The 12,199-nt window shown below is 72.3% G+C and carries 12 protein-coding genes; 9 read left to right on the top strand and 3 right to left on the bottom strand.

Annotated features, from left to right (window positions below; genetic code table 11):
- From IF27_RS18090 to IF27_RS18100, 3 genes are all read left to right on the top strand, one after another.
- Positions 1-329, top strand: a 329-nt coding sequence (locus IF27_RS18090; RefSeq protein WP_190233013.1) for a vitamin B12 dependent-methionine synthase activation domain-containing protein, incomplete at its 5' end; no start/stop codon positions are given.
- 137 nt (positions 330-466) lie between these two features.
- Positions 467-1,210: an HAD family hydrolase gene (locus tag IF27_RS18095; protein ID WP_052850696.1), complete on the top strand. Its 744-nt coding sequence runs from the start codon at positions 467-469 to the stop codon at positions 1,208-1,210.
- Between the two features lie 52 nt (positions 1,211-1,262).
- Entirely contained in the window at positions 1,263-2,837 is a 1,575-nt protein-coding gene (locus IF27_RS18100; RefSeq protein WP_052850697.1) for an ABC transporter substrate-binding protein, read from the top strand.
- Positions 2,838-2,860: 23 nt separating this feature from the next.
- On the opposite strand, the gene IF27_RS18105 is transcribed toward IF27_RS18100, so the two are convergent.
- Entirely contained in the window at positions 2,861-3,529 is a 669-nt protein-coding gene (locus IF27_RS18105) for a response regulator (RefSeq protein ID WP_052850698.1), read from the bottom strand.
- A 57-nt stretch (positions 3,530-3,586) separates the two neighbouring features.
- The gene (locus IF27_RS18110) at positions 3,587-4,531 is read right to left on the bottom strand and encodes a RecB family exonuclease (protein ID WP_223291099.1); all 945 of its coding nucleotides are present in this window, start codon (positions 4,529-4,531) and stop codon (positions 3,587-3,589) included.
- Positions 4,532-4,654: 123 nt separating this feature from the next.
- Here IF27_RS18110 and IF27_RS18115 point away from each other — a divergent pair, with 123 nt between their 5' ends.
- The 3 genes from IF27_RS18115 to IF27_RS18125 all read left to right on the top strand — a co-directional run bounded on the left by IF27_RS18115 (position 4,655) and on the right by IF27_RS18125 (position 7,611).
- Entirely contained in the window at positions 4,655-5,944 is a 1,290-nt protein-coding gene (locus tag IF27_RS18115; protein WP_052850700.1) for a site-2 protease family protein, read from the top strand.
- A gap of 31 nt (positions 5,945-5,975) precedes the next feature.
- Positions 5,976-6,869, top strand: coding sequence for a tRNA (adenine-N1)-methyltransferase (locus IF27_RS18120; protein ID WP_052850701.1), 894 nt, complete (start codon positions 5,976-5,978; stop codon positions 6,867-6,869).
- 136 nt (positions 6,870-7,005) lie between these two features.
- On the top strand, positions 7,006-7,611 hold the full coding sequence (locus IF27_RS18125; protein ID WP_052850702.1) for a hypothetical protein: 606 nt from the start codon (positions 7,006-7,008) through the stop codon (positions 7,609-7,611).
- A 46-nt stretch (positions 7,612-7,657) separates the two neighbouring features.
- Here the strand turns inward: IF27_RS18125 and IF27_RS18130 are convergent, their stop codons facing one another.
- Positions 7,658-7,966 (bottom strand): ferredoxin, encoded by a 309-nt coding sequence (locus IF27_RS18130; protein WP_052850703.1) that lies wholly within the window; start codon positions 7,964-7,966, stop codon positions 7,658-7,660.
- 224 nt (positions 7,967-8,190) lie between these two features.
- Here IF27_RS18130 and arc point away from each other — a divergent pair, with 224 nt between their 5' ends.
- From arc to IF27_RS18145, 3 genes are all read left to right on the top strand, one after another.
- Complete coding sequence (gene arc, locus IF27_RS18135; RefSeq protein WP_420822025.1) at positions 8,191-9,975, top strand: proteasome ATPase; 1,785 nt, start codon at positions 8,191-8,193, stop codon at positions 9,973-9,975.
- Between the two features lie 254 nt (positions 9,976-10,229).
- The gene (gene dop, locus IF27_RS18140; RefSeq protein WP_052850705.1) at positions 10,230-11,741 is read left to right on the top strand and encodes a depupylase/deamidase Dop; all 1,512 of its coding nucleotides are present in this window, start codon (positions 10,230-10,232) and stop codon (positions 11,739-11,741) included.
- Between the two features lie 173 nt (positions 11,742-11,914).
- Positions 11,915-12,133: a ubiquitin-like protein Pup gene (locus IF27_RS18145; RefSeq protein WP_052850706.1), complete on the top strand. Its 219-nt coding sequence runs from the start codon at positions 11,915-11,917 to the stop codon at positions 12,131-12,133.
- Positions 12,134-12,199 lie beyond the last annotated feature (66 nt).

Genomic DNA, 12,199 nt, shown 5'->3' on the forward strand with positions numbered 1-12,199 from the left:
GCGACTACCTCGAACTCCACGGCCTGTCCGTCCAACTCGCCGAAGCCCTCGCCGAGTACTGGCACGCCCGCGTCCGCACCGAACTCGGCATCGCCGACAACGACCCCGCCGCCCTGGCCGGGATGTTCCGCACCGAGTACCAAGGCTGCCGCTACTCCCTGGGCTACCCCGCCTGCCCCGACCTGGAGGACCGCGCCAAGATCGCCGCACTCCTCGAACCCGAACGTATCGGCGTCACCCTCTCCGAGGAGTTCCAGCTCCACCCCGAACAGTCCACCGACGCCCTCGTCCTTCACCACCCCGAGGCGAGCTATTTCAACGCACGCTAGCCCGTCGCTGCTCCGTTCGGATCACATGGTCCGAGGCGGTGCGACCAGCGCCGACGTAGACTGATCGATCCGGTACAGGCCGGTCGTCCCACCCAGGGGACGGCCGGCCTTCTGGCCCCTTATGGAGGTGCGCGCGGATGACAAGCTCCTTTCCCGCCCTCGACACCAGAGCTGCCCACGGGTCCGGCCCGCAGGCCGTCCTGCTCGACATGGACGGCACGCTGGTGGACACCGAGGGATTCTGGTGGGACGCCGAGGTGGAGGTCTTCGGCGCCCTCGGACATGTGCTCGCCGAGGAGCACCGCGACATCGTGGTCGGCGGCCCCATGGCCCGCAGCGCCGGATACCTGATCGAGGTCACCGGCGCCGACATCGCCCTGGACGACGTACGCGACCTGCTGAACGCCGCCTTCCTCCGCCGCCTCGAACGCGGCGTGCCCCTCATGCCCGGCGCCCGCGACCTGCTCACCGAGCTGACCGCCCACCGCGTCCCGACGGCCCTCGTCTCGGCGTCCCACCGCACGGTCATCGAGCGGATGCTGGTCTCCCTCGGCGCCGACCACTTCGCCGCCACCGTCGCGGGCGACGAGTTGGACCGCACCAAGCCGCACCCGGACCCCTACCTCGCCGCCGCGGCCCGTCTGGGCGCGGAGCCGGGACGCTGCGTCGCCATCGAGGACACCCCCACCGGCGTCGCCTCCGCCGAGGCGGCGGGCTGCCGCGTGATCGCCGTGCCGTCCATCGCCCCCATCGGCGCCGCGCCCGGCCGGTCCGTCGTCGGGTCACTCGAAGAAGTCGATATGGCGTTCCTGCGCTCCGTCGCCGCCGCCCCCGCCCCGCGCGGCATCGGCGGCACGGCCGGAGCGCCCGTCCATCCGTGACGCTCCCCGGTGGCGCCCGCCGATCACCCGTCCGTTAGTGTCACGCAACGTGATGCCCCGACCCGTGTGGCCCGTCCCGCTGTCCGCGGCCCTCGCCGCCGTCCTCCTCCTCACCGGCTGCTGGTGGGACGGCGGCGAGGGCGGCGAGGGCGAGGCCGTGGTCATGGGCACCACGGACCCGGTCCGCACGCTCGACCCGGCCGCCGCGTACGACCCGGGCTCCTGGCTGCTCATCGGGAACGTCTTCCAGTCCCTGCTGAGCCTGCCGCCCGGCGGCACCGAGCCGCAGCCGGAGGCGGCCGACGCGTGCGGCTTCACCGACCGTGTCAGCCGGCGCTTCACCTGCCGTCTGCGCCGTGACCTGACCTTCTCCGACGGCGCCGCCCTCACCAGCCACGACGTCCGGTACTCGTTCGAACGGACCCTGCGCATCGCCGCGCCGCACGGCCCCGCCGCCCTGCTGTCCGCCGTGGAGCGCATCGACACGCCCGACGACCGCACCGTCACCTTCCACCTCAGCCGCCCCGACGCGACGTTCGCCCAGAAGATCGCCACCCCCGCCGGGGCGATCGTGGACCACCGCTCCTACCCGGCAGGCTCCCTGCGCACCGACGGCGGCACGGACGGCTCCGGCGTCTACACGCTGGAGAGCCACGACGACGCCACCGCCGTCCTCGCCCCCAACTCCCGCTACCAGGGACCGGCCGACCTACGGAACTCCGGCATGACCGTCCGCTTCTACCCCGGGGACCCGGCCGCTCTGCGGGACGCCCTCACCGCGGGCACCGTCGATCTCGCCCACCGCGGCCTGACCGCCACCGACCTCGCCGCACTGCGCGACGAGGGCCGCCTCACCTCCGTCACCGGCAGCGGCCTGGAGACCCACTTCCTGGTCCCCGACCTCGGCGGCCCCCGCACCGGCGACCCGGCCGTGCGCCGCGCCCTCGCCCTCCTCATCGACCGCGACGCCCTGGTGGAGGACGTCCTGCCGGACACCGCGGAACCCCTCCAGTCCCTCGTCCCGGCGGGCATGCTCGGCCACACCACGCCCTTCCTCGACCGCTACGGCGACCACCCCGACCCGGAACGCGCCCGCGAGGAACTGCGCGGCGCCGGTCACACCGAGCCGGTCCGGCTCACGCTGTGCGCCCCGGACGGCTCCGACCCCGACGCGACGGCCGCCGCCGACCTGATCGCCGCCCAGTTGGGGACGGACGGCCTGTTCGCCGTCACGGTGCGGGCGCTCCCCGCCGCCGACCTCACGGACGCCGCGGCGGACGGCGACTGCCCCCTCGCCCTGCGCGGCTGGAGCCCGGACTACCCGGACCCCGACAGCTTCCTCCAGCCCCTCGTCGGCGCGGGCGGCATCCTGCCCACGCCCTACGACGCGCCCCACGTCACCGACGACCTCGTCCCGGCCACCGAGCGCGCGACGGACCGCGAGCGCGCCGCCGACGGCTTCGCCGCCGTCCAGGAGGCCGTCGCCGAGGACCTGCCGCTCCTCCCGCTGTGGCAGGACCGGCAGCAGGCCGTCGCCGCCCGGGGCGTCACCGGCCTGCGCTGGGCCCTCGACAGCGCCACGGCGTTCCGCTTCTGGGAGATCGCCAAGGACACGGACCGACGCTAGGGCGACCCCTGTGAAGACGGGCCCTAGCTGCCGGGCCGCACCAGCCCGCTCTCGTACGCGAACACCGCCGCCTGCACCCGGTCGCGCAGCTCCAGCTTCGTCAGCACATGCCCCACGTGCGTCTTCACCGTGGTCTCGCTGACGAACAGGTCGGCGGCGATCTCCGCGTTCGACAGGCCACGGGCCACCAGCTTCAGCACCTCGACCTCCCGCTCGGTCAGCCGCCCCAGCGCGTCCGGCACCGGCTCCTCGCCCGAGGGCAGCCGCTCCGCGTACATGTCGAGCAGCCGCCGCGTCACACTCGGCGCGAGCATCGCCTCGCCCGCCGCCACCACCCGGATGGCCTGCACCAGCTCCGCCGCGGGCGCGTCCTTCAGCAGGAAGCCGCTCGCGCCCGCCCGCAGCGCCTCGACCACGTACTCGTCCAGGTCGAACGTCGTCAGCACCAGCACCTTCGCCGGGCCGTCGTGCCCCGGGCCGGTGATCTGCCGCGTCGCCTCCACGCCGTCCATGCGCGGCATGCGGATGTCCATCAGCACGACGTCGGGCTGGAGCGCCCGCACCTGCTCCAGCGCCTGAAGCCCGTCCCCCGCCTCGCCGACCACGGACACGTCCGCCTCGGCCTCCAGGATCATGCGGAAACCGGTGCGCAGCAGCGGCTGGTCATCGACGAGCAGCACGCGAATGGGCATGGGCCGACCTTCGTTCCAGGGACGCCGAGGGCGCGGAGCGCCGCCGACCATTCTCGCTCACGCCTCCGCGCGCGGGTCCGCCGCGCCCTCCTCCACCGGCGCGCCCTGCTCCGGCAGCAGCGGCAGCGCCGTCTGCACCGACAGCGGGTACGGCGGGGGAGTGCCGCCGAACTCCGGGCAGCGCGCCTGGTGGTCGCACCATCCGCACAGCTTGCTGCGGCTCGGCCGCCAGTCCCCGGTCTCGGTGGCCTGCCGGATCGCGTGCCACAGCGCGACGAGCTTGCGCTCCACGCCCCGCAGGTCGGCCTCCTCGGGGTCGTACGTCAGGATGTCGCCGCTGCCCAGGTAGACGAGCTGGAGCCGCTTCGGCACGGCGCCCCGCAGCCGCCACAGCACCAGGGCGTAGAACTTCATCTGGAACAGGGCGCCGTCCGTGTACCGCGGCCCGGGCGCCTTCCCCGTCTTGTAGTCCACGATGCGGACCTCGCCCGTCGGCGCCACGTCCACCCGGTCGATGACCCCGCGCAGCCGCAGCCCCGACTCCAGCCGGGTCTCCACGAACAGCTCGCGTTCCGCCGGTTCGAGACGCGTCGGGTCCTCAAGGGAGAACCAGCGCTCCACCAGCTCCTCGGCGCTCGTCAGCCACTCCGCCAGCCGCGCCGCGTCCATCCCACCGGCGGAACCGCCCCCGGCCCCGCCCTCGCCCTGCCCGCCGTCGCCCTCCGCGGCGAAGAGCGCCGTCAGCTCAGGGCGCCGCGCGAGCAGCCGCTCCCACTCCCGCGCGACCATCGCACGCGCCCGCGGTATGGCCCGCTGACCCGCCGGCGCGTCGAACACCCGCTCAAGCACCGCGTGGACGACCGTCCCACGGGTCGCCGCCGCGCTCGGCTCCTCCGGCAGTTTGTCGATGACCCGGAAGCGGTAGAGCAGGGGGCACTGCATGAAATCGGCCGCCCGTGACGGGGAGAGGGAATCCGGCGGCCTGGCGATGGGAGCGGTCATGGAGCGAACCCTACGGCGCGTCACTGACAGGTAGCCGCTTACCATCGACGGGGAGCCCGCGTGCACGACGGCAGCGCATGTCCGAACAGCCGTGCGGGCGGCCCACGGCGACGAGGGGAACTGGTGGCAGACTCCGAGAGCGACCCGACGACGGACCCGGGCGACGGCCGGAAGGCGAAGCCCACAGGTCCCACGGGCGCGCCCTCGCCCGGTGCCCAGGAGGACGCACGGCCCGGCCGGGGAGCGGGCGGCGGCTTCCTCATGGGCCGGATCCTCGGCGTGCCGATCTACGTGGCGCCCAGCTGGTTCCTGGTGGCCGCGCTCATCACCTGGTTCTTCGGCAACCAGCTCGACCGCGTCCTGCCGGAGCTGGGCGGGGGGCGCTACCTCGTCTCGCTCTTCTTCGCCGTCGCGTTCTACGCCTCGGTCCTCGTGCACGAACTGGCCCACACCGTCGCCGCCCTCCGCTTCGACCTGCCGGTGCGGCGCATCCAGCTCCAGTTCTTCGGCGGTGTCTCCGAGATCGAGAAGGAGTCGCAGACCCCCGGCCGCGAGTTCGTCCTCGCCGGGGTCGGCCCGCTGCTGTCCCTCGTCCTGTCGGGCGTCTTCTACGCGGGCATGCTCGTCACCGAGTCCGGCACGATCCCCGGCGTCCTGCTGGCGGGCCTGATGATCTCCAACCTCATCGTCGCCGCCTTCAACCTCCTCCCAGGACTGCCGCTCGACGGCGGCCGGATGCTGCGCGCCGTCATCTGGAAGCTGTCCGGCAGCCCCATGACCGGCACGGTCGCCGCCGCGTGGACCGGCAGGGCCCTCGCCGTGGCCGTCCTCGTCGGGTTCCCGCTGGCCACCTACGTCGGGACGTCGGGCGACCGCGAGGCGTTCAGCGGCATCGAGTCCCTGACGGACGCCCTGCTGGCCGCCATCCTCGCCGCCATCATCTGGACGGGCGCGGGCAACAGCCTGCGCATGGCCCGCCTCCGCGAACGGCTCCCCGTCCTCAACGCCCGCACGCTGACCCGCCGCGCCGTCCCCGTGGCCGCGGAGACGCCCCTGTCCGAGGCCCTGCGCCGCGCCAACGAGGCGGGCGCCCGCGCCCTCGTCGTCGTGGACCAGGACGGCGACCCGCTCTCCCTCGTCCGCGAGGCCGGGATCGCCGAGGTGCCGGAACACCGCAGGCCCTGGGTCCAGGTCGGCACGCTCGCGCAGGACCTGGGCGAGGGGCTGCGCGTGCCCGCCGACCTTGCGGGCGAGGGGCTGCTCGACCACCTGCGCGCCACCCCGGCGAGCGAGTACCTGGTCGTGGAGCGCACGGGCGAGATCTACGGCGTCCTGTCCACCAGCGACGTCGAGCGCGCCTTCATCGACGCGATGGCCCGTCCCGCCGCCCCCGCCCACCGGCCCGTGGACTGACGGACCACCCGCGTGGACTAGGCTTGCCGCCATGTCCGAACCGACCGGTGCCGCCCGCCGTCGCGGGCCCTTCCAGGTCGGGGACCAGGTACAGCTCACCGACCCCAAGGGCCGCCACTACACGTTCACGCTCGAAGCGGGGAAGAGCTTCCACACCCACAAGGGCGCCTTCCCGCACGACGAGCTGATCGGCGCCCCCGAGGGCACGGTCGTCCGCACCACGGGAAACGTCGAGTATCTCGCGCTGCGCCCCCTGCTCCCCGACTACGTCCTGTCCATGCCGCGCGGCGCCGCCGTCGTCTACCCCAAGGACGCGGGCCAGATCCTGGCCATGGCCGACATCTTCCCCGGCGCGCGCGTCGTGGAGGCGGGGGTCGGCTCCGGCTCGCTGAGCACCTTCCTGCTCCGCGCCATCGGCGACCAGGGCATGCTGCACTCGTACGAGCGACGCGCCGACTTCGCGGCCATCGCCCAGGAGAACGTGGCCCGCTACTTCGGCGGCCCGCACCCGGCCTGGCAGGTGACCGTCGGCGACCTCCAGGACCACCTGGACGACGCCGACGTGGACCGCGTCATCCTCGACATGCTCGCGCCCTGGGAGTGCCTGGACGCCGTCACCAAGGCCCTGGTGCCCGGCGGCATCCTGTGCGCCTACGTCGCCACCACCACCCAGCTGGCCCGCACGGTCGAGACGATCAGGGAGCACGGCACGTTCAACGAGCCGAGCGCCTGGGAGACCATGGTCCGCACCTGGCACGTCGAAGGGCTCGCCGTCCGCCCCGACCACCGCATGATCGGGCACACCGGCTTCCTCGTCACCGCCCGCAGGCTCGCCGACGGCGTGGAGCCGCCGCGCCGCCGTCGCCGCCCCGCCCCCGGCGCGTACGGCGCGGACTACACGGGGCCTGGCTCCGCGTCCGCCTGACGGCCCCGCCCGGCCCAACAGGCCGACCGGACCCCGCCGTTCCGCCGTTCCGTGAGATGTGGCACGATGCCGGTCACCTGCCGTCGCGCAGGCCCGGCACGGTGTCACCCCCTCACGACGTCCAGGAGTCCTCCGCGTGCAGCTCCCGGCAAGCCCGGCCGACCCGACCGCCTCGCGCACCCGCCCGTTCCACTGGGTGACGACCGCCCTGGCACTCGCCGCGATCACCGCCGTGGCCGCCCTGGTCGAGCCCTCCGGGGCGACCGCCCGCCCCGGCGGCCAGGACGCGGCGGGCCCGGTGGACGGCGCCGCGCCCGAGCCGGGCGCACCCGTCGCCGGACCCGACCCCGAGGGCGCCGCCTACCCCCTGGACTGCGGGCCGCTCGACGTGCTGGTCACGGACAGCGCGCAGACGGACCTCGACGGCGACGGGCGCCGCGAGACGCTCGCCGTCGTCCGCTGCGACGCCGGTTCCGGCACCCCGCCCAACGGCATGTACCTGCTCACCCTGCCCGCCACCGACGGCGCCCCCGCGACGGTCGCGGCCACCCTGGTGGACCCGGCGGAGCGGATGACCGTGGAACGGCTCGAAGCCGAGGGCGGCACCGTCTCCGTCCGCCTGCTGGGCTACTCGTCGGACGAGGTCCCGCGCTGCTGCCCCGACCTGGTGCGCGACGTGGACTGGCTCTGGGAGGACGGCCGGCTCGCGCTGCGCCCGCAGCCCGCGCCGAACAGCGTCTGACGCGCCGGGCCCGCGGGCGGCGCCGCCCGCGGGCCCGGCCGCGCCGTCAGTCCGCGTCGGGGCCGTGGATCTCCACCTGGTCGGCCACCCGGCGGACGTGGATGCACGCCCCGGGGCAGTCCTTGGCCGACTCGGCGACGTCGCGCAGCAGCGGCAGCGGCACGCGGGCGGTCGCCCCAGGGGCCGTCAGCAGCTCCGCCTCGGTGCCCGCCGGGACGGGCGGCTTCACATAGGCAAGCCCGTCGATGTCCAGCTCGAACACCTCAGGGGCGTACTGCGCGCAGATCCCGTCCCCGGTGCAGAGATCCTGATCGATCCAGACCTCGATCTCTTCGGTGTCGTTCGGCGCGGTCATCTGGCCTACCGTTCTTCCTGGGCGTGAGTCAAAGAGAGCCATCCCTTGCGGGTGTTGACCACTTACGACCATACAGCGACCTGCTTTCCCGCAGCGCAGGGTGGGTATTCCCTGGCGTGAGGGAGTGCGCAAGGGTGAAGATCGGACACACCCCGACCGTCTTTGTGATCTAGGGGTTTCGAACTGCACCGGTCCAGGTAGGGTCTGGAAGCGTCCAGCTCCCCTTGGAGGAGGTGAGGACCGTGGTATCCCAGAACGACGACAGCAACCGCGGCGTCCGACCCGGGAGGGGTCCCGACGACCCGGCCCGGCAGATCGCCGACCTTGAGCAGGAGATCACCGTCCTGCGCCGAAAGCTGGCCGACTCCCCGCGACACACGCGCATCCTGGAGGAACGCGTCGTCGAGCTGCAGACCAGTCTGGCGGGTGTCTCCGCCCAGAACGAACGGCTCGCGACCACCCTGCGGGAAGCCCGTGACCAGATCGTCGCGCTCAAGGAGGAGGTGGACCGGCTCGCCCAGCCGCCCTCCGGCTTCGGCGTCTTCCTGCTCGCCAACGAGGACGGCACCGCCGACATCTTCACCGGGGGCCGCAAGCTCCGGGTGAACGTCAGCCCGAGCATCGACCTCGGCGACCTGCGGCGTGGCCAGGAGGTCATGCTCAACGAGGCGCTCAACGTCGTGGCCGCCATGGAGTTCGAACGTGCCGGCGAGATCGTCACCCTCAAGGAGATCCTGGAGGACGGCGAGCGCGCCCTGGTGGTCGGCCACACCGACGAGGAGCGGGTCGTCAAGCTCGCCCAGCCGCTGCTCGACGCCACCCTGCGCGCGGGCGACGCCCTGCTGCTCGAACCCCGCTCCGGCTACGTCTACGAGGTCGTGCCCAAGAGCGAGGTCGAGGAGCTGGTCCTCGAAGAGGTCCCCGACATCGACTACACGCAGATCGGTGGTCTCGGCGGTCAGATCGAACTGATCCGCGACGCCGTCGAGCTGCCCTACCTGCACCCCGACCTGTTCAGGGAGCACGAGCTGCGCCCGCCCAAGGGCGTCCTGCTCTACGGCCCGCCCGGCTGCGGCAAGACACTCATCGCCAAGGCCGTCGCCAACTCGCTGGCCAAGAAGGTCGCCGAGGTCACCGGCAAGCCCGCGGGGAAGAGCTTCTTCCTCAACATCAAGGGCCCCGAGCTGCTGAACAAGTACGTCGGCGAGACCGAGCGGCACATCCGGCTGGTGTTCCAGCGGGCCAGGGAGAAGGCGAGCGAGGGCACCCCCGTCATCGTCTTCTTCGACGAGATGGACTCCCTCTTCCGCACCCGCGGATCCGGTGTCAGCTCGGACGTGGAGAACACCATCGTCCCCCAGCTGCTCTCCGAGATCGACGGCGTGGAGGGCCTGGAGAACGTCATCGTCATCGGCGCCTCGAACCGCGAGGACATGATCGACCCCGCGATCCTGCGCCCCGGCCGCCTCGACGTCAAGATCAAGATCGAGCGCCCGGACGCCGAGGCCGCGCGGGACATCTTCTCGAAGTACCTCACCCCGCGGCTCCCGCTGCACGCCGACGACCTCGGCGAGCACAACGGCAGCCGTGCCGCGGCCGTCGGCGGCATGATCCAGACCGTCGTGGAACAGATGTACGCCGAGACCGAGGAGAACCGCTTCCTTGAGGTCACGTACGCGAACGGCGACAAGGAAGTCCTCTACTTCAAGGACTTCAACTCCGGCGCGATGATCCAGAACATCGTGGACCGCGCCAAGAAAATGGCCATCAAGGATTTCCTGGACCACCAGCAGAAGGGCCTTCGCGTCTCCCATCTCCTGTCCGCCTGCGTGGACGAATTCAAGGAGAACGAGGACCTTCCCAACACCACCAACCCCGACGACTGGGCCCGGATCTCCGGCAAGAAGGGCGAGCGGATCGTCTTCATCCGCACCCTCGTCACCGGAAAGCAGGGCGGCGACACCGGCCGTTCCATCGACACGGTCGCCAACACCGGCCAGTACCTGTGACCGGCCACCACCGGTAGACGGGCGGCATCCCGCACAGGCACGCCCGCACACGTCGTCCGGCTGCGGGGCACGCGAAGGCGTGCCCCGCAGCCGGTGCATTCCGAGTCAGTCCTGATCCGCGACGGTCCTGATCCCGGGACGAGTCCAGAAGGAAACCGGCGGCGATCCGCGCGCCGGGCCCGGTGTCGCCTACGCTCGTCAGCGAAGGACGGCACCGGGCCGGTGCCGGTGCGCCGCCGGGCAAGGAGGGCCGCATGACAGTACGGCGAGTGATGGGCATCGAGACCGAGTACGGCGTCTCCGTCCCCGGCCACCCGAACGCCAACGCCATGCTCACCTCCTCCCAGGTGGTGAACGCCTACGCGGCGGCCATGCACCGCGCCCGGCGTGCCCGCTGGGACTTCGAGGAGGAGAACCCGCTGCGCGACGCCAGGGGCTTCGACCTGGCCAGGGACAACGCGGACGCCAGCCAGCTGACCGACGAGGACATCGGCCTGGCCAACGTCATCCTCACCAACGGCGCCAGGCTCTACGTGGACCACGCGCACCCCGAGTACAGCTCACCCGAGACGACCGGGCCGCTGGACGCCCTCCTGTGGGACAAGGCCGGTGAACGGATCATGGCCGAGGCCGCCCGCCGGGCCGCCGAGGTCCCCGGCGCCCAGCCGATCCACCTGTACAAGAACAACACCGACAACAAGGGCGCCTCCTACGGCACCCACGAGAACTACCTGATGAAGCGCGAGACGCCGTTCTCCGAGATCGTGCGGCACCTCACGCCCTTCTTCGTCTCCCGCCAGGTCGTCTGCGGCGCGGGCCGCGTCGGCATCGGCCAGGACGGCGGCGAGCACGGCTTCCAGCTGAGCCAGCGCGCCGACTACTTCGAGGTCGAGGTCGGCCTGGAGACGACACTCAAGCGGCCCATCATCAACACCCGCGACGAGCCGCACGCCGACGCCGAGCGCTACCGCAGGCTCCATGTCATCATCGGCGACGCCAACCTCGCCGAGGTCTCCACCTACCTCAAGCTGGGCACCACCGCGCTCGTCCTGTCGATGATCGAGGACGGCTTCATCACCGTCGATCTCGCCGTGGACCAGCCGGTCCGCACGCTCCACCGCGTCAGCCACGACCCCGGGCTCACCCAGCTGGTGACGCTGCGCAGCGGCCGGACGCTGACCGCCGTCCAGCTCCAGATGGAGTACTGCGAGCTGGCCCGCAAGTACGTGGAGGAGCGCTGGGGCACCGACGCCGACGCCCAGACCGCCGACGTCCTCTCCCGCTGGGAGGACGTCCTCAACCGGCTGGAGAACGACCCGATGAGCCTGGCCGGCCAGCTCGACTGGGTGGCCAAGCGGGAGCTGATGGAGGGCTACCGCCGCCGTGACGGCCTCGGCTGGGACGCGGCGCGCCTGCACCTCGTGGACCTCCAGTACGCGGACGTCCGGCCCGACAAGGGCCTGTACAACCGGCTGGCGGCCCGTGGGCGCATGACCAGGCTCCTCGACGAGGAGGACGTCCTGCGCGCCAGGATCAGCCCGCCGGACGACACCCGCGCCTACTTCCGTGGCCGGTGCCTGGAGCAGTACGCCGACGACGTCGCCGCCGCCTCCTGGGACTCCGTGATCTTCGACCTCCCCGGCCGTGACTCGCTGCAACGCGTGCCGACCATGGACCCGCTGCGCGGCACCCGCGAGCACGTGAAGGACCTCCTCGACCGCTGTCCGACGGCGGACGATCTCGTCCGTGCCCTCTCCGGCGGCTGATTTCCCGCCGATCCGGGAATCATCAGGGTGGTCCCCTGACGTTGAGGGTGTTCCGGGGGAAATCCCGCGGGGAAAGTCCCCCGGGTATCCCCGGGAAAAGTGAAAGGGCCGATGTCAGCCCCGCCTAGTAGGGTCTGATCGTGACACGTCGAAGCTGAGCAGGGGTGAGGGAGATGGCGACCAAAGACACCGGCGGCGGCCAGCAGAAGGCGTCGCGCAACAGCGAGGAAGTCGAGGAGCAGTCCCAGGACGCGGAGGTCTCCGAGGAGCTCAAGGAGCGCCAGGAGGCCCTGACGGACGACGTGGACTCGGTGCTCGACGAGATCGACGAGGTGCTGGAGTCCAACGCTGAGGACTTCGTCCGCAGCTTCGTCCAGAAGGGCGGCCAGTAGGCGCCCCCGCCGCGCCGCGCGGCTTCCGCGGCCGATGTGGATCACCACCGCCGGACGGGTAGGGTC

The organism is Streptomyces avicenniae (genome assembly GCF_000719135.1).
Classification (GTDB): Bacteria; Actinomycetota; Actinomycetes; order Streptomycetales; family Streptomycetaceae; genus Streptomyces; species Streptomyces avicenniae.

What these genes read in the sequence shown, in the direction of transcription:
- IF27_RS18095 (WP_052850696.1), top strand. Translation starts at nt 467, where the DNA reads ATGACAAGCTCCTTTCCCGCCCTCGACACCAGAGCTGCCCACGGGTCC.
- IF27_RS18110 (WP_223291099.1), bottom strand. Translation starts at nt 4,531, where the DNA reads ATGACCGCTCCCATCGCCAGGCCGCCGGATTCCCTCTCCCCGTCACGG.
- IF27_RS18145 (WP_052850706.1), top strand. Translation starts at nt 11,915, where the DNA reads ATGGCGACCAAAGACACCGGCGGCGGCCAGCAGAAGGCGTCGCGCAAC.
- IF27_RS18130 (WP_052850703.1), bottom strand. Translation starts at nt 7,966, where the DNA reads ATGACCGCGCCGAACGACACCGAAGAGATCGAGGTCTGGATCGATCAG.
- IF27_RS18100 (WP_052850697.1), top strand. Translation starts at nt 1,263, where the DNA reads ATGCCCCGACCCGTGTGGCCCGTCCCGCTGTCCGCGGCCCTCGCCGCC.
- dop (WP_052850705.1), top strand. Translation starts at nt 10,230, where the DNA reads ATGACAGTACGGCGAGTGATGGGCATCGAGACCGAGTACGGCGTCTCC.
- IF27_RS18120 (WP_052850701.1), top strand. Translation starts at nt 5,976, where the DNA reads ATGTCCGAACCGACCGGTGCCGCCCGCCGTCGCGGGCCCTTCCAGGTC.
- IF27_RS18105 (WP_052850698.1), bottom strand. Translation starts at nt 3,529, where the DNA reads ATGCCCATTCGCGTGCTGCTCGTCGATGACCAGCCGCTGCTGCGCACC.